We start from the raw sequence: 17,647 nt of genomic DNA on the forward strand, positions 1-17,647 counted from the left end.
TAAAGGTATTTTGATTTATACTTTGAGACATGGTAGGGTCTCCTTTCTTGATTTTTTGTCCAATTTCGAGGGTACCCTACCTCTTTTTTTATCTCAACTATTTTACACAAACTATTTTACGTCATCCTCTTTCTAAAAAATAAGTATTACTAATTTCTATCAGCCCGGTTATCTCGTCCAATAAAATTTTACTTTACTTCGTATATCAAAACAACGGTTAGGTTCACTTATCTTCTTGTTCTTGCCGCCATTTATTAAACTCCAAATATTCTTTGAATTTTTCTTTTGATACGCCTGATTCTATTGCCTCTTTAACAAGATCCAGCCATTCACTATCTAAATCTGTTTCCACTGTCGTATTATTTTCAGTGATCAATTCATTCACAGGAACCTCTAATACTTGACTGATTTTCTCAATAAACTGGATTGAAGGGTTTGTTTGAAGGTTTCGTTCCATGGAACTTAAATAGGACTTGGCCACTCCTGCCTTTTCAGCAAGCTCGGAAAGTGACATCTGCTTTTCTTTTCGTAATTGCTTGATTTTTTCACCAATCAAGTTCTTCACCTACTTTCCATGCGAATTATAGCATAATTTTGGTGAAGTATTCTAATATTATTAAAAGGAAATTCACAATTAAAAAACTATTCAACCTAGGCAGCAATCCTTTTGAACTGAAATTCCTTGTTTATCCCCTCCATCGCCATAATAATCCTTATTTTTATTATGCAAATTGAAATGGAAAATATACGACACATTTCATTCTGGGAGCGTAAAGCCTGCTTACATTATTTTAAACATTTAGCTCATACTAATGAAAAAGGAGGTATTTTAATGAGTGTAAATAAGGGTAAAAAGAAAAAGAACAAAAATAAAGAAGAGTTAAATGCCATGAAGGGCGGAAAAGAAAGGCATCGCAGAAATCGTTCTTAGATTAGACTGTAAATCACGGTTATAGATAAAGACGCTCGGAGTCAACTCGGAAAACTCCGAGCGTTTCATTATAATTTAATTAACATTAACTTCCATAACTTCGATATATCTGTAAGGTACGCATAAATGATAGTATGAAGACTTGTCAATTGAAATCATAGACTTTAAAGTTTACAATAAAATATATAAAGTTTATATTCTAAAAATTCTAGTTTGGAGGAATTCCCAACCAATTGGGAAAAATTTACCATTGAATTAAAAGCAAGGGGATTTAGTTCGGTAAAACGTCTAATAATGATAAGCCCTAATTATTATTATCAAATTTAGGTTACATACACTTGGAGGAGGTATATCATGTTAATACCATATAATAATAACCAACCTAAGGTACATGAAACAGTATTTATAGCACCAGGTGCTTATATTATAGGAGATACTACAATAGGAAAAGATTCTTCCATTTGGTTTAACGCAGTATTAAGAGGAGATGAAAATTCTATCACCATTGGAGAAAGATGTAGCATTCAAGATAATTCAACGATTCATTTATATGATGAAAGTCCAGTAGTTATCGAGGATGAAGTAACTGTAGGACATAACGTGATTTTACATGGATGTAAAATCGGCAAACGTTCTATTATTGGTATGGGAGCAACAATCCTTGACCATGTAGAAATTGGAGAAGAATGTATCATTGGAGCAAATACGCTGATTCCCCCTGGAAAGAAAATTCCACCGCGTTCTTTAGTCGTTGGATCACCAGGCAAGGTAGTGAGAGAATTGGCAGATAAAGATGATCAGTTAATTGAGCTCTCCATCAATACCTATGTTCAAAAAGGCAAGGAATTCAAAGAAATTTTAAAAAGAGCTAGTCATCAAGAGTAGAATTGTAAACCTCCCTACCGAATGTCTTCTGAATGGGGAGGTTTCACTATCTATCTCTTTTTCTCTTCAAATAGAAAAAGCTATGTCCAATTATTCAGACACAGCTTAGTGGTTAATCGATGTCTATAAAGTACTGTTGTTTTCGGTAGGCAATTGCTTCCATGGAGCTAATAACCTCATTATTCGTTTCAACTTCTATCCGATAAAAACCAATCCGATGATTTCTCCTTATTTCCGTAGCTTTGGCGGTTATCTTATCACCAACTGTGGCACTTTTCATAAAGTTTGTAGTGGTAGATAGACCGACCGCTGTCTTACCATATGAATTGCAAGCAAGCGCAAAAGCTGCATCTGCTAAAGTATACATCAGGCCTCCATGAACAGTGGAGTGGGCATTTAACATGTAATCTTGGACGGTTAATTGGACAGTCGCTTCTCCTGCAGCAAAATTAATAATTTCAGCTCCTAAATATTCTGCAAAACTATCATTTTTGATTTGATTTAATATCTCTTTATAGTAATTCTTATGAATCTCTACTTCGTCCATCATTTTAACCATGTCTTGCCTCCTCTTTTAACATTTCCTTACTTCCATTTAATGCATCTTTCGCTTCCTTCATCATCCTCTCCATCAAATGAGCTACAGAAGGACAGTCATCTATAAATCCAGCTATCTGGCCTCCATTGATAAACCCATTAACCAAATCGCCATCAACAGCACCGATTTTATGATATACTTCATCCGTTTTTTCTATGAATTCCGTTATACTACCCTCTCTGTTTTCCAAATCCAATAACTTTTCAGAATATGTTCCTTTTATTATTCTTCGTATTTTATTAAATTCCCGTCCGACAATCACCGTAGACTCATCCGTAGAATCGATAATTGCTTGCTTATAGGCTTTATGAAAAGAAGCTTCTTTTGTTGCCACAAATCGAGTCCCCATTTGTATACCTGATGCTCCCAGTGAAAATGCCGCCGCCATTCCTTTGCCATCTGCAATTCCTCCTGCAGCAACTACAGGGATAGATACATTTTTAGATATTTGTGGAATTAATGTCATCGTTGTACTTTCGTTTAAAGCGTTTATTCCTGCAGCTTCATACCCTTCACAAACAATTATATCGGCTCCAGCCTCTTCTGCTTTTTTTGCTTGTTTGACAGTAGCAGAAACGCAAATGACCTTCCTATTATTTTTCTTTAACTGTGGAATGATAATGGAAGGATTACCAGCAGATAGCGAAACAACAGGTACTTTCTGTCTAATAATTGCTTCTACAATCTGTTTCGTTTCAGGGTTTACAGAAATAGGGATATTCACACAACAAGCTTTTGTTGTGTGTTTCATCATTATTTTTATTTTCTTCTCTGCTTCAAGTGCGGAAAGTGTCCCTACACCGATTGTTCCCAATCCACCAGCATTGGAAATAGCTGCTGCCAATTCAGGATCACTAATATTCCCCATTCCACCTTGAATAATTGGGTACTTAATATTTAATATATCCGTTATCTTATTTCCCAACATATCACTTCCAATCTAGTATAATCTGGTGAGGTGACTATCTTTTATACGAATGGTTTAATCACTAATTTTCTCAGAAATCTCATAGCCTTTAGAAAAAACCTCTTCAAAGAAAATATTAGCCGGTTTAGAAAGAATTCGATAATAACTGTCAAATAGTTTAGCAGCTTCTTCTCCGGCCCATTTTTCCGGTAATAATTCTTTTGGCAGTCCTGGATCAATAAAAAGAGATTTCCGGTAGTAATGTACTAATAATGTACGTTTTACAAAACAATCTTTTTCATTATATTCCCCTGCTTCAATTTTTACTTTATCTTTTTTATATCTCTCTTTATTTTCATTAATAAACAATTCATATCGCTGATTGATAAAATCAAGATCCCAGCATTCCCTGACAATTTGTTCATTTGATTGCGGGCCAATGTTTTTTGATATAAATAAATGAACATAATCCTCAAGATTATACTTTTCAATAATATCTTGTGCTTGAGGAATTAAATCATTAGGGGTAATCCACACACTATTTAAGGAAGAACCAAAACCACTCCAGGTTAATTCTTTTCTTAGTTCATCTCTAATTTGGCGTTTATCTTCCGGGATTGTATAGTGAAGCATTCTCCATTTTCCATCCCATTCTTCAGGTTCTACCCTGTAAATTCTTCCTGCTGCCTCGTCCATACGTTTAATCCCTTGTTTCGTAAGGGAATAATAACTTTTATTTCCTTCCTTACGTCTTTCAATCCAATTTTGTTTACTCATTCTTGAAATAGCAGCTCTTACTGCTTGCTCATTATGATCAAATGCTTCCAGTAATTCGATAAGACTTCCAATCCAAATTTCATCCCCATATCGGCGAATATAGTCTCCGTATAATGTAAAAATCATCGACCGGGTTTTCGGTTTTTTAATCATACTCTTTGCTCCTTAACATCTATTACTCGCCTATAAACTCAGGGGGTCTCTTCTCGTTAAATGCTTCCAAAGCTTCTATTCTGTCTTTCGTTGGGATAATCAGTTCGTATGCTTTTTCTTCTATCTGCAAACCTGTCTTTATATCTGTATTTGTTCCATTTCGTATCGCAAATTTAGCCTGCTTAACTGCGATTGGAGCGTTTTTCATCATCTTCTTAGCTAACTCTTCACTAACAGCAATCAGTTGTGATTGGTCAACGACTTGACTGACAATCCCATATTGAAAAGCTTCATCAGCCCCTAATCGTTTAGCAGTCAATATTAGCTCCATTGCCTTTGACGTCCCAATTAAACGAGGAAGACGCTGCGTCCCTCCGGCCCCGGGTATAATACCCATGCTTGTTTCTGTAAGACCCATCTTCGCGTTAGATGAAGCAAAACGGAAATCACACGCAAGGGCCAATTCGAAACCGCCTCCAAAAGCATGCCCATTTATTGCTGCAATAGTTGGCTGGGGAAGTTCGGCAACTTGATTGAAAACATCACTAATCTTTCTGACATTTCTTCTTACTTCTTTATCATTTAACGTTTTTCTTTCTTTTAAATCTGCTCCGGCACTAAAAGCTTTTTCCCCTGCACCAGTAATAATCACAGTCTGAATTTCTTTATCGACATATATTTTTTGAATTATATCTTCTAAATCCTTTAATGTTTGATAGTCAAAACAATTCAGAACTTCAGGTCTATTTATTGTTATATAGGCGGTTTTATCTTTTCTTTTAAATAATATATTATCCAAGTAATCCCCTCCTTTCAATTTACATGTTTTCCACTATTGTTGCAATACCTTGACCAACACCAATACACATTGTCGCCAGCCCTTTCTTCGCATCTCTTTTTTTCATTTCATGAACAAGAGTGGTTAAAATTCTGGCCCCGCTCGCTCCTAACGGATGACCAAAAGCAATTGCTCCACCATTCACATTTACGATTTCTTTATTTAGGCTAAGCTGATTTATGCACTCTAGGGACTGCGAAGCAAATGCTTCATTTAATTCTACTAAATCGATATCATTGACTGTAATTCCGGCACGTTTCATTGCTTTTTGGGAAGCTTTGATCGGTCCTAGACCCATATACGCAGGTTCTACCCCTGCCGTTCCACTAGATACGTAGCGAGCCAATGGTTTAATACCAAGTTCTTTAGCCTTTTCAGCACTCATTAGCAATAGAGCAGAGGCCCCATCATTTACACCTGATGCATTTCCGGCAGTGATTGTACCTTCCTTGAATATCGGTCTTAATTTAGAAAGTGCTTCAAGATTTGTATTCGGACGCGGATGCTCATCAGTATCTACTGTAATTATTTCTCCTTTTATTTCATAAGTTACCGGAATGATTTCATCTTTAAAACGATTCCTTTTCATCGCTTCTTTTGCTTTCATTTGACTATCATACGCAAATTCATCTTGTTCTTCTCTAGATATCTTATATTTTTGGGCAACATTTTCAGCAGTTCGTGGCATACTATCCGATCCATACATGCTTTCTAATTTAGGGTTCGTAAAACGCCACCCAATCGTTGTATCAATAAGTTCCATGTTCCCCCGAGGGAATTCCTTTGAAGGTTTTGCCATGACAAACGGAGCTCTTGTCATGCTTTCAGTTCCACCCGCAATATAAATATCACCGTCTCCTACCATAATCGCCCTTGCTGCCATATTAACAGCATCAAGCCCCGATCCGCATAGACGATTGACCGTTGTACCCGTAATATTAGTTGGGAGTCCTGCAAGTAAGACTGCCATTCTTGCTACGTTTCTATTCTCCTCCCCGGCACCATTTGCATTTCCTAAAATAACTTCCTCGATATCATCTACAGGCAGATTAGATTGTCGATCTACTATACCTTTAATAACATACGCAGCTAAATCATCTGGCCTTACATCTTTTAAGGCTCCCTTATAACGGCCAATCGGAGTTCTTACTGCGTCAACAATAACAACTTCTCTCATCCTTTTCACTCCCCTTGGTTCGTATAGTCATAAACTCCTCTGCCCGTTTTTCTCCCCAGTCTGCCTGATTTCACATATTTTTCAAGCAATGGAGCTGGTCTATATTTTTCTCCTAACATACTATGTAGGTAGCGGAGATTGTTTAAACGAGCATCTAATCCAACTAAATCTGCTAATTCAAATGGTCCCATTGGATAATTCAATCCCAGTTTAATCGCTTTATCAATATCTTCTGCTGTACCTAAACCTTCTTGCAGCATATAAAAAGCCTCGTTTCCAACAAGACAGCTGATTCTGCTTGTCACAAATCCCGGGAATTCATTCACAACTACTGTCTCTTTCCCCATCCGACGCGCAGCATTTTCTACAAAATCAGCAGTTTCATCACTTGTTTCTAAGCCACGAACGATTTCAACAAGGGGCATTTTATGAGCAGGATTGAAAAAATGCATCGCAATTACTGATGATGGGCGTTTCGTATAAGAGCCCATTTCAGTTGGACTCATTGTAGAAGTATTTGTTGCAAGCACACAATTTTCTGGTGCTGCCTTATCAATGGTTTCAAATATATTTTTCTTTAATTCTTTTTTCTCGGGCACAGCTTCTATAATTAAACCCGCATCTTTTGCTGCTTCTTCCGCGTCATCAAGAAATTTCAAATTACGTTTTGCATTATTAGCTTCTTCATAGGTTAACTTTCCTCTGGAAATTCCTTTAGTAAAGTTTTTATCTATTTCCTCCTTGGCATCTTCAAGGACTTTTGTGCTGACATCCACTAGCTTTACATTGTATCCTCCTAATGCACTGACATAGGCAATCCCGCGTCCCATCACACCTCCACCAATAACTACCAATTGTTCTTTCATATTCCAGTCCTCCTGCTGTTTATAGGATGATAAAAGGCGAACCTTTTTACTGCTAGTATTTTAGTCCGCCCTTTATCTTTTTTATATTTCATATTTTTCTATTTCTTACAGGTTAAAAGGATTAAGTGGTTTGGAACCTGCATAAGAAAGAATACTTTTTGTTTCTGTATAGAGATCAAGGCTCTCAATACTTAGCTCACGTCCAAATCCAGATTGTTTATAACCTCCAAAAGGAGTGCCAGGCATTGCCGAGAACGGGCAATTTACCATAATCACGCCAGCTTGTAACCCGTCGGAAACACGTTTGATTAAACCTTGATCCTTCGCCCAAATAGCTGCTGCCAACCCATAATTGGTATCATTTCCAAGCTTAATCGCTTCTTTTTCATCGCTAAATTTCATTACTACAACCACAGGGCCAAATACTTCTTCCTGTGCAATTTTCATATCATTGGTTACATTGGTAATCACAGTAGGAGCATACCAGTATCCATTTTCAAAACCTTCCACTTTTATTGGTTCACCTCCAGCTACGATAGTTGCTCCTTCTTTTACTGCATCTTGTACATGCTGATCGATTTTATTCAACTGAGATTGGCTAATAATTGCTCCAATATGCGTTTTATCTGAAAGCGGATCTCCTAATACTAATTGTTTTGTTTGGTTTAAGAACTTCTCTAAAAATTCATCATAGATATCTTCATGAACAAATAAGCGTGATCTCGCTTCACAAGATTGCCCCGTATTGTAAAAGATTCCAAATACAGAACCATTAACAGCCGCTTCCATATCTGTATCCGGGAATACAAGATTAGGAGATTTCCCGCCTAATTCTAATGTTACCCGCTTTAAAGTTTGAGAAGCTTTTGACATGATATCCTTCCCTGTAGCTGTTTCTCCTGTAAAGGCAACTTTATCGACGCCTTCATGTTCTGTTAAATAAGAGCCAATCGATGCGCCTGGACCGGTAACAACATTTACAACTCCTTCAGGCACACCAGCTTCATGGCAAATCTCTGTTAATAAAATTGCAGTAATCGGTGTTAAACTCGCTGGCTTTAGCACAACTGAACACCCAACTGCAATCGCAGGCGCTATTTTCCATGCTGCCATCATCATCGGATAGTTCCAAGGAATAATTTGCGCTGCCACACCAACAGGCTCTTTTTGTGTATAGTTAAAGAATCTTCCCGGCACATTATTCACTTCTCCACGATGACCAACTATTGCACCAGCATAGAATTCAAAATTCTCAATAGCCTGTGATACTTGCCCTTGAGCAGCGCTAAGTGTTTTACCACTATTAATTACTTCCATTTCAACTAATTCTTTAAAACGGCTCCTCATAATAGAAGCAATCTTATTCAAAACACGCGCACGTTTACCAACAGGGTATTTTTTCCACTTTCCATAATCAAAGGCATTACGGGCTGCTTCCACAGCGGAATCGACATCTTTTGCTCCAGCTTTTGGAACCTCTGCAATTTTTTCACCTGTTGCAGGATTAAATACTTCCATTATTTCGCCTGATTTTGCTTTTACAGGTTCACCATTGATAATCATCTGATACGTGCCCCGTTTCACTTCTGCTTCGAATTGTTTTTCTAATGTTTTTGTCATATGCTATCTCTCCTCTTTTTATTAATATCCTTTATATTCAGGTTTTCTTTTATCAAAAAAGGCCTGCACCCCTTCTTTGTAGTCTTCCGTTAATCCAGCTGTTTTCTGACCATATGCTTCTAAATCAAGCATTTGCTCTAAAGATGTTTCAAAAGACTGCTGCATATAACGTTTAATTAAACCAATTGCCTTTGTAGGCAGATTAGCAAGTCTTTCAGCAAATTCTTGTGTTTCAACATTCAAATTATCTGGTGAGACTACTTTCGTCACTAAACCATAATCTTTTGCCTCATGTGCCTTGATCTTTTCACCTAGAATGGTCAGCTCTAGAGCTTTTGCCATTCCTACAATTCTCGGAAGATAATATAAACTTCCTGAATCTGGTATGAGCCCAATATTTATAAAAGCTTGGATAAATGAAGCTTTTTCCGACACTATTCGGAAATCACAACCCAAAGCTAAACTAAATCCAGCCCCAGCTGCAGCTCCATTTATTGCTGCAATAGTAGGTTTTTCAGTTTTTGCCAACGTCTCCATCATTGGTTTATAGCGGGTAATAATCATATGACGATGGTCCGCATCAGCACGCAAACCGCTCAAATCTTCCCCTGAACAGAATGCTTTGCCTTCTCCTGTAATTACAATCGCACGAACATCAGCATCCCTTTGAAAGGTTTTTAATGCTTTTATCATCTCTTGGTTCATTTGGCTTGTAAATGCATTTAATTTATCAGGCCGATTTAAAATAATCCATCCTACTTGTTCTTTTATTTCATAATTAATTGTCTCGTACATTTAAACTACACTCCTAACTCCCTCTAAAAGCAGCAGGGGGTCTTTTCTCCATAAATGCCCGCATACCTTCTTTTTGGTCCTCTGAACCAAAGAGCAAGTAAAAATTTTTCCTTTCTACGAGCATAGATTCATGTACTGATAAATCTTGTGCTCTTCCCACTGTGTCCTTGATTAAACGTAAGGAAAGAGGAGGCTGCTTAGAAAGCTTTTTAGCAAAGTTCATTGTCTCTTCTATTAAAAGTTCGGACGGAATAATCCGATTAATTAACCCACACTGATAAGCTTGGCGGACATCCATTTGTTCACCAGTCCAGAGCCATTCAAGAGCTCTTCGATAGCCAAGTGTCTTTGTTAGTTTTACTGTTCCGCCAGCACTTGGCATAACACCTAAGTTTACTTCTGGAAATCCGATTTTCGTATTTTCCGTTGCAAAAACAATATCTGCAAATAATACCAATTCAAGCCCGCCTCCTAAAGCAAAACCTTGAACTGCCGCAAGGATAGGCTTTTTTATAAAGGAAATTTTATCCCAATCTTCAAATTGGTTTAATTTTTCCAACGAAATTGGAGTATCTTCTATCATCTCATTAATATCAGCTCCTGCCGCAAAGGCTTTGCCAGCTCCAGACATGATAATAACTTTTACTTCTTCAGATTGATCGAAAGTAGTTAAACAGTGCACGATTTCTCTAACCATTGCACGATTTAATGCATTGAATACTTTGGGTCGATTTAATTCCATTCTGCCAATACTGTCTTCTATCCAAGTATTAATATATTGATAGTCACTCAACTTCCTCACCTATCATCATTGTCACAATATCACCAGCAAATGACATTAAATCCTTTCCAGAAGCCTTAGATTCATCTGTTTTCATGGCTTGTTTCAGTGATTCATGATCATCGTAGTACATTTCGCATAAAAGATAGAATTTGCTTTCCCCAGTTGGAGAACCCACAATCTTTGTCACTTCCATTTTTCTTAACCCCGGAATTTTTGCAGTGATTGGAGAATGAACATTAAAATAATGCTCATCAAAAGCCTCCCTATCTTTTGGTTGTTTGTATAAAGCGATTAATTTTACCATTATAAATCCACCTTTTCATATAAATTAGCGACTGGTTTCATCGCTTCAAATGGGTTTTTGCATTCATTACAGTAAAGAATACTACGGCATGCAGTAGGTCCGAATATATTCTCCATCGTTACATGCGTCGAATCACAATAAGGACAATCTATTTCCCAGCTATGCCCATGTTTATGTTCTGAATCCGGCGAGGCGATACCGTTCATTTTCAGTTTTCTTCTCCCTTCCTCGCTTATCCGTTTTGTCGTCCATGGGGGGTTAAAACTAAATTTCACCTCAATATCCAGGGAGGCATTCCAACGCTTGATTTCTTCTTTTATCTTACGTAGCACATCCCCTTTGATCATATCCAAGGCGGGACAACCGCTAAAAGTAGGTAATAGCTTGATAAACACTTGATTGTCATCGATTTCCACTTCTTCAACCATACCTAGCTCGACCACATTTATATATGGCATTTCTGGATCTGTCACATTCTCTAAGGTCCGAAAAATTTCTAATTCTAAGTCAGAAATATTATTCATTCTCCCACTTCCTTCATATAGATCATTACCATGTAACAGCATCAATATCAGAATGATAGACTTCACTTAAAATATTCAATGCTGATGTCAAATCCTCTGTGTGCTCGCCATTTCTTCCATTGCCCTGTTCCATTCCCGGGTTTCCTTCGATTGAAAAACCCACTTGGTCGAATATCTGATGAATTCGGCGCAGCCATTCTGATCTAAGTTCATCTTCAGAAGCAATCAGCTTTAGATCACTTATTTCTTTTCCATATTTACCTAAAGAAATGACTCCTCCAAAATCTCTCCAAACACGACTGATTGCCTGTTCCATCTTATCTCTTGCCTCTTGGGTACTTAACATCAATTGCGTAAACCATGTTTTCCAATGCATCAAATGATAATATTGTTCTGTTTGTATTTTTCTTGAAGTATGGATTAACGGTTCATAGCTTGATTGATTAAGAGACTCTAAACGTATTTCTTTCAGTACACCAAAGAATAGGTGACGAATAACAGTGAAGGCCCAATCGTATTCGGGTTGATCCAAATATGTTCCAGAACCATTTGCTTCTTCTAAAATAATGGCGTTTCTAAAGTCTTTTGGCTTTCTATTGTGAGAAAGTTCATCTACGGATCCTTCTCCTAACGTTTCCAGGAGTTCAAAATACATCGATGCATGGCCCATTGTGTCCTGATTGATTGAAGAAAAAGCTACATCTTCCTCTATATGAGGGGCTAATCCAAGCCATTCAGAACCACGATAAGAATGGATGAAATTATCATCTGCTAATTGGTAGATTAATTCAGAAATGTATTTATTGTCTTTGGTCATGGACGCCCCTCCTATTTCGCTTTCTCTTGGAACTTCTTCCACTTTTTGGGTAAATCTGTATATCCTTTTGTTTCACGATAATGTTTATTATCCAATTTTTTAAACCCTTCTCTTTCTTCTTGCCCCATCATTCTAATTTCTGAACGTTTCACAACCCAAAGTTCTTTGATAGGCTCGCGGCGAAAAAAGTTTTCTTTTGCCATAACAAAAGCCATTTCCCTATTTGGAGCTAATAGACTAAACTTATGCTCCAATGCAAGCCCATCTTTTTTTCTGCTGAATACTTCAAATTCTTCATAAAATTTTTCTTCAGACATTTAAATGCCCCCTTATTAACCTGCAAATACTCTATTTTTTTGATGATATGCTGCTAGTGCGTTACGGACCCATTCATTATTTTTATAAGAATCTCTTCTTAAAGCGATTCTTTCCTCTGATTTTGGTCCATTTCCGGATACAACCTGCTTGAACTTTTTCCAATCTGGTTCTCTGTAAATCCATTCTTCTTTTTCTTCGTCAAAACGTAATGTTTCATCTGGAATCGTTAGGCCAAGAAGTTTGATTTTTGGAACATATTTGGTTAAAAACTCCTGACGCAATTGCTCATTTGTCTTTGTTCTAAGTTTATATTTGATATTTATATCTACACTAGAACTGCCTATATCTTTTTTTGATTTAGGACCAAAGAACATTAATAGAGATTCCCACCACCTGTTCAAGGACTCTTGTAACATTTGCTTTTGATTCGAAGTCCCTGATGCCAGTGCTAAAGTCAAACTTTCTCCATGTTTGGCATGGAATGACTCCTCTTGACAAATCCTTTTTAGCGCTCTTCCGTATGGACCATACGAAGTTTTTAACATCATTGTTTGCGTAAGAATAGCAGCTCCATCTACCAGCCATGCAATGATAGCTGCATCTGCCCAAGTGGGTGATGGCATATGAAACACGTTGTGAAACTTTAGTTTCTTTGTAAATAAATCATTCATCACATTCTCGCGGTTCCTGCCAAGTGGCTTTATTAAATCTTCATTTACCCTTAGAAGCAATTGTCCATGACCCATCTCATCTTGAACTTTTGCCATAATGGATAATTTCCTGTTTATTGTTGGAGCTTTAGGAACCCACTCTTTTTCAGGTAATGCTCCCATAATTTCACTAATACCATGGGAAGAAATCAGTTTTATTAAAGCATTTCTATATTCGTCCGGCATCCAATCATCCGCTTCAATTTTTTCGTCGTTTTCTATCCTTTCCATAAAATGATTATATTTTTCCTCTTCCGTAAGTTCGGAAAAACGAACAGTTACCATTCTATAACCCCTCCTTTTATTAATTACAAGGCAATAATCATATTTAATGACTAAGAGAAACCTCAGTTTCTCTTACAATACGAATTGCTTTTCCTTCCGATCGATGTATCTTTCCAGGAGCTGCAAATTCAGCATCTATCGTAACGAGGCAGCTATTTTTTAATTTTTTACAGATTTTCTCTGAAAGAAATCTTATATGTTCGTGCTCCATATTTTCATTAATGGATTGGTAAAATTGATCATTAATTTCTACTTTCAATGTTACTTGATCCATTGCCCCGTTATTTTTTATAACTAGTTGATAGTGTGGCACAAGTTCTGGAACTTCCAATAAAGCGCTTTCAATTTCGGAAGGAAAAACATTTACCCCTCTTATTATTAACATGTCATCAATACGCCCTTTCACCCTGGACATACGGATGGAAGTTCTTCCACACGAGCACGGATCTTTCGAAATAGACGCAATATCTCCTGTTCGATACCGGATGATTGGTAAAGCTTCTTTGGTTAAGCTGGTAAAAACAAGTTCCCCTTCTTCGCCTTCACGAACAGGTTCTAATGTATCTGGATCAATAACCTCTACCAAGAAATGATCGTCCGCAATATGCAAACCATCTTGTGCTTCTTTACACTCGATAGCAATTCCAGGACCCATTACTTCACTTAAACCGTAAATATCCATCGCTTTGATCCCTAAACGCGTTTCCAAGGTTTTGCGCATTTCTTCTGACCAAGTTTCAGCACCAAAAATCCCGTATTTCAAACTTGTTTCCCGTGGGTTCTTACCCATTTTCTCCATTTGTTCGATAATATTTAAGACATAAGACGGTGTTGCTGTAATGACAGTTGGCCGGAAATCTTCAATTAAAGTAATCTGACGATCGGTATTCCCGCCAGAAATAGGAACAGTGACCATACCAAGTTTTTCAGAACCATAATGAATGCCTAGACCGCCAGTAAAAAGTCCGTATCCATACGCGTTATGCAATATTCCTCCGGGCTCCCCACCGCAAGCAGCAATCGCTCTTGCTACAATTTCCTGCCATACTCCAAGGTCGTTCCCTGTAAATCCAACAACTGTAGGCTTTCCGCTTGTTCCACTGGAAGCATGTATTCGTTTCGTTTCTCCAACAGGTTTTGCAAATAAACCAAATGGATAATTATCACGAAGGTCTTTCTTGACAGTAAAAGGAAGTTTTTGAATATCTCCCAGGGATTTAATATCCTTTGGTTCAACATGATTCGTATTAAATTTGTTTTTGTAAAATGGGACATTTTCATATACTAATTTAGCTGTTTGTTGCAGGCGTTTTAATTGTAAGTTTTCTTTCTCACCAATTGATAAGGTTTCCATTTCCTCATTAAATATCACGTTTTTAGTGCCCCCCTACGATAATGATTTGGTTATTTCAACTTTTACTAGGAACGTCCTTTGGTTAAAATGTTTGACTGAAAAACTCCTTATTCAATAAAGTATACTTTTCTTCCCCTTCAGGTACTTCTTCCTCTGGATAAATTGCCCGCACAGGACACGCTGTTTCACATGCCGCACAGTCTATGCAAACGTCTGGGTCTATATAGTACATATCTTTTCCAGGATGGATAGCATCTACAGGACATACTTCTACGCATTCAGCAGATTTTTCATTATGACAAGGTGACGTTATGACAAATGCCATCGTTTCACTCCTTTTCCTTTTAAATTTTTATTTTTTCAAATAAAGTAGTACTGTGTTGTGGCTGCTGACGTGATTTAGGATCAACATATGTTTTTATACTGCTTATTGCAGTAGCAGCATCGCTGAAACCGGTAGCGATCAATTTTACTTTCCCATCAAAAGTTACAATATCTCCTGCTGAATAAACTCCTTCAATATTAGTGCGCATTTTAGAATCAACAACAATCGAGTTCTTCGAAAATTCTAACCCCCATTCTTTAATTGGTCCTAGTGAAGATACGAAACCGTAGTTGGTAATTAATTCATCTAATTCTAATTGGACGATTTCATCATTATCTTTTTTTATACTAATGGAATGAATTCTATCCTCGTTTCCATTAATATCAACAATGTTACAAGTGGTAAATACGTTAATAGCCGAATCCTCCATGTTTTTCACACTAGCTTCATGCGCTCTAAATTTATCTCTGCGATGAATAATGTTTACTTTCTTTGCAATTGGCTCCATCATTAAGGCCCAATCCACTGCAGAATCTCCACCGCCCAAGATACAGATTTCCTTTTTAGCAAAATACTCTAGGTCGTTGATAAAATAGTGTAGATTTTTCCCCTCATACATTTTAGCGTTTTCATGATTGAGTTTGCGAGGTTTAAAAGCTCCATTTCCTGCAGTTATAAGGACTGTTTTGGAATAATGTATTTCTTTATCCGAAACAATTTGAAAATATTCATCATTCACTTTAACCAAGTTTTCTACAGTTTGGTTCAACACCACAGTTGGGTTAAATTGTTCTGCTTGTATAACCAGCTGGTCAACCATATCCTGCGCCTTTACTTTTGGGAATCCAGCTACATCATAAATATACTTTTCAGGATAAAGTGCTGTAAGCTGCCCGCCGAGCTGTGGCAAACTTTCAATTATCTTCACTTTTAACTGCCTCATACCTCCATAGAACGCAGCAAAGAGCCCAATAGGTCCTCCACCGATAATTGTTACGTCATACATTTCTTTTTCCATTTTGCAACACCTCCACTTTCAATCCACCATATGACAAATTATAATATTACGTTATTTAAACGGTTGTTATTATTTCGTTATATGTATAGTATCAGGTGGTTACAATTATGTCAACATTAAAACTTATTAAATTTATCTAAAATTAAAAATTCATTGTATTAACCGTTGTTTACTGCCAAATTACTTAAATGTGATATTTTAAAACATCAATAAATTTTAATGGTACAAAACAAACGCTTCTCTGCCACTAAGCAGATTTTTCTGTTTAGTGGCAGAGAAGCGTTAAATTGACCCTATTATTAGTCTTTCAATATTTCAGTTAGTTAAATACACAAAAGTTTTCAAAATATTATCTTGTCGTTTAATTGATTTGCTGATCAAGGGCTAGATTTTACCCTAGCCCATAGAAAGTGCTCTACCCTTTAATCGAAAAAAATTCTCTTAAGAAATCCACTGTTAATCTTCTAATAGCACCCATTCTCCCTCTTTAACTTCTGCCATTACTAAACTATCTATATCTAATCCATTATGATCTTCTGGACTCATATTAAAAGTTCCAGTAGTTCCTACCCAATCATTAATTTCATTTTCCAAATAATCACGGATGGATTCCCGATCCGTAGCACCATTTTCTAAAGCTTCAACCACCAGCATCAGATTATCATGTCCATATGATCCAAAGTTTCCTGGTTCGCCATCGAATTGTTCTGTATAATTTGTATAAAAACTATCCAAAGCCTCATAATTTGCATCATCTTCTGGAATTTCATCAGGAAATAACAATCTCCCAGTAGGTATAACAATACCTTCTGCAGCGTCACCGGCTAAATCTATAAAGGTCTGATTTGCTATTCCATGGCTTCCAATATAAGGTATATCCATTCCAAGTACTTGCATATTAACGGCGATATTTGCAGGACCTGGATTGGTCCCCCAAACAATAAGAGCTTCTGCCTCAGAACTATCTATTTTAGTCAGTTGTGAACTCATATCTGTATCTTCTGTGTTATAAACTTCTTTTGCTACGATTTCTATATCATAATTCCCTTGAACTTCTTCCAACTGTTCCAGGCCTGTTTCTCCAAATGCATTCGAATCCGTTAATGTAGCTACTTTGGTAATCCCCTCACTTTGAAGATACGTGTAAACTTTTTCAACAGCCAGTACGTCTGATTGAGGTGTTTTAAACACCCAATGAGAATCTTCAACTGGTTCTACAAGTTGTGCACTTGCAGCAGCAGCAACCATTGGTACTTCGTTTTGTGTTGCTATCCCTTTCATTGCCATACTTTCTCCCGTTCCTGACGTACCTAGTACCGCCAAAACATTTTCGTCATTAATCAAACGGTTCATTTCTTGCGTTGCCTTTTCCTGAGATGACTCATCATCAGCTAAAACAATCTCTAACGGTGTTCCGTTTATTCCACCATTATCATTAATTTCATCTACCAACATTTGTGTAGCATTCGACTGAGGTTCACCTAAAGGACTATTATGTCCAGTACTAGAATAAATTGCTCCAATTTTATAAACTGGCTCATCACCAGATGCCTCTTCTTTGCCACAAGCAGTAAGGAATACCCCTATACTCAATATTACTAAAATGATTAACCATTTTTTCATAAAACCTTTCCCCCTTAGTTTTATTAAAAGTTTATTTA

The 17,647-nt window shown here is 37.1% G+C and carries 20 protein-coding genes; 1 reads left to right on the forward strand and 19 read right to left on the reverse strand.

From position 1 onward, the window contains the following. Positions 1-223: 223 nt before the first annotated feature. A complete protein-coding gene (locus KI343_RS10820) occupies positions 224-556 on the reverse strand; it encodes a helix-turn-helix domain-containing protein (RefSeq protein ID WP_212926440.1) in 333 nt (110 codons plus the stop codon). A 729-nt stretch (positions 557-1,285) separates the two neighbouring features. On the opposite strand from KI343_RS10820, the gene KI343_RS10825 reads away from it, so the two are divergent. Beyond that, the gene (locus KI343_RS10825) at positions 1,286-1,816 is read left to right on the forward strand and encodes a gamma carbonic anhydrase family protein (RefSeq protein ID WP_212926441.1); all 531 of its coding nucleotides are present in this window, start codon (positions 1,286-1,288) and stop codon (positions 1,814-1,816) included. Between the two features lie 112 nt (positions 1,817-1,928). Here KI343_RS10825 and KI343_RS10830 read toward each other — a convergent pair whose 3' ends face one another. From KI343_RS10830 to KI343_RS10915, 18 genes are all read right to left on the reverse strand, one after another. Next, on the reverse strand, positions 1,929-2,375 hold the full coding sequence (locus KI343_RS10830; RefSeq protein WP_212926442.1) for a hotdog fold thioesterase: 447 nt from the start codon (positions 2,373-2,375) through the stop codon (positions 1,929-1,931). Continuing rightward, the gene (locus KI343_RS10835) at positions 2,368-3,339 is read right to left on the reverse strand and encodes an NAD(P)H-dependent flavin oxidoreductase (RefSeq protein WP_374705430.1); all 972 of its coding nucleotides are present in this window, start codon (positions 3,337-3,339) and stop codon (positions 2,368-2,370) included. The genes KI343_RS10830 and KI343_RS10835 overlap by 8 nt, the downstream gene beginning before the upstream one ends. Positions 3,340-3,396: 57 nt before the next feature. Further along, on the reverse strand, positions 3,397-4,251 hold the full coding sequence (paaX, locus tag KI343_RS10840; RefSeq protein ID WP_244856885.1) for a phenylacetic acid degradation operon negative regulatory protein PaaX: 855 nt from the start codon (positions 4,249-4,251) through the stop codon (positions 3,397-3,399). Positions 4,252-4,273: 22 nt separating this feature from the next. Continuing rightward, the gene (locus tag KI343_RS10845; protein WP_212926444.1) at positions 4,274-5,050 is read right to left on the reverse strand and encodes an enoyl-CoA hydratase-related protein; all 777 of its coding nucleotides are present in this window, start codon (positions 5,048-5,050) and stop codon (positions 4,274-4,276) included. Between the two features lie 19 nt (positions 5,051-5,069). Then, on the reverse strand, positions 5,070-6,266 hold the full coding sequence (locus tag KI343_RS10850; protein WP_212926445.1) for a thiolase family protein: 1,197 nt from the start codon (positions 6,264-6,266) through the stop codon (positions 5,070-5,072). A gap of 5 nt (positions 6,267-6,271) precedes the next feature. Then, positions 6,272-7,132, reverse strand: a complete 861-nt coding sequence (locus KI343_RS10855) for a 3-hydroxyacyl-CoA dehydrogenase (RefSeq protein WP_212926446.1) — start codon at positions 7,130-7,132, stop codon at positions 6,272-6,274. Positions 7,133-7,237: 105 nt separating this feature from the next. Beyond that, on the reverse strand, positions 7,238-8,752 hold the full coding sequence (locus tag KI343_RS10860; protein ID WP_212926447.1) for an aldehyde dehydrogenase family protein: 1,515 nt from the start codon (positions 8,750-8,752) through the stop codon (positions 7,238-7,240). A 21-nt stretch (positions 8,753-8,773) separates the two neighbouring features. Beyond that, the gene (locus tag KI343_RS10865) at positions 8,774-9,547 is read right to left on the reverse strand and encodes an enoyl-CoA hydratase-related protein (RefSeq protein ID WP_212926448.1); all 774 of its coding nucleotides are present in this window, start codon (positions 9,545-9,547) and stop codon (positions 8,774-8,776) included. A gap of 13 nt (positions 9,548-9,560) precedes the next feature. Continuing rightward, positions 9,561-10,340 carry an enoyl-CoA hydratase/isomerase family protein gene (locus tag KI343_RS10870; protein WP_212926449.1) on the reverse strand — a complete coding sequence of 260 codons (780 nt, stop codon included), beginning with the start codon at positions 10,338-10,340 and terminating at the stop codon, positions 9,561-9,563. Beyond that, positions 10,333-10,635, reverse strand: a complete 303-nt coding sequence (locus tag KI343_RS10875; protein WP_212926450.1) for an EthD family reductase — start codon at positions 10,633-10,635, stop codon at positions 10,333-10,335. Before KI343_RS10875 ends, KI343_RS10870 begins: the two co-directional genes overlap by 8 nt. Continuing rightward, positions 10,635-11,159 (reverse strand): 1,2-phenylacetyl-CoA epoxidase subunit PaaD, encoded by a 525-nt coding sequence (gene paaD / locus KI343_RS10880; RefSeq protein ID WP_212926451.1) that lies wholly within the window; start codon positions 11,157-11,159, stop codon positions 10,635-10,637. The genes KI343_RS10875 and paaD overlap by 1 nt, the downstream gene beginning before the upstream one ends. A gap of 25 nt (positions 11,160-11,184) precedes the next feature. After that, entirely contained in the window at positions 11,185-11,976 is a 792-nt protein-coding gene (gene paaC, locus KI343_RS10885) for a 1,2-phenylacetyl-CoA epoxidase subunit PaaC (RefSeq protein ID WP_212926452.1), read from the reverse strand. Between the two features lie 11 nt (positions 11,977-11,987). Beyond that, complete coding sequence (gene paaB / locus KI343_RS10890) at positions 11,988-12,293, reverse strand: 1,2-phenylacetyl-CoA epoxidase subunit PaaB (RefSeq protein ID WP_212926453.1); 306 nt, start codon at positions 12,291-12,293, stop codon at positions 11,988-11,990. Between the two features lie 15 nt (positions 12,294-12,308). Then, positions 12,309-13,289 carry a 1,2-phenylacetyl-CoA epoxidase subunit PaaA gene (paaA, locus tag KI343_RS10895; protein WP_212926454.1) on the reverse strand — a complete coding sequence of 327 codons (981 nt, stop codon included), beginning with the start codon at positions 13,287-13,289 and terminating at the stop codon, positions 12,309-12,311. A 43-nt stretch (positions 13,290-13,332) separates the two neighbouring features. Further along, positions 13,333-14,658 (reverse strand): phenylacetate--CoA ligase family protein, encoded by a 1,326-nt coding sequence (locus KI343_RS10900; protein ID WP_212926550.1) that lies wholly within the window; start codon positions 14,656-14,658, stop codon positions 13,333-13,335. A 67-nt stretch (positions 14,659-14,725) separates the two neighbouring features. Beyond that, a complete protein-coding gene (locus KI343_RS10905; RefSeq protein ID WP_212926455.1) occupies positions 14,726-14,968 on the reverse strand; it encodes a DUF362 domain-containing protein in 243 nt (80 codons plus the stop codon). A 19-nt stretch (positions 14,969-14,987) separates the two neighbouring features. Beyond that, the gene (locus KI343_RS10910) at positions 14,988-15,986 is read right to left on the reverse strand and encodes an NAD(P)/FAD-dependent oxidoreductase (protein WP_212926456.1); all 999 of its coding nucleotides are present in this window, start codon (positions 15,984-15,986) and stop codon (positions 14,988-14,990) included. 456 nt (positions 15,987-16,442) lie between these two features. Further along, positions 16,443-17,609, reverse strand: coding sequence for an ABC transporter substrate-binding protein (locus KI343_RS10915; RefSeq protein ID WP_212926457.1), 1,167 nt, complete (start codon positions 17,607-17,609; stop codon positions 16,443-16,445). Between the last annotated feature and the right edge of the window lie 38 nt (positions 17,610-17,647).

The sequence above is a fragment of the Oceanobacillus sp. J11TS1 genome (genome assembly GCF_018333215.1).
Lineage (GTDB): Bacteria > Bacillota > Bacilli > Bacillales > Amphibacillaceae > Oceanobacillus.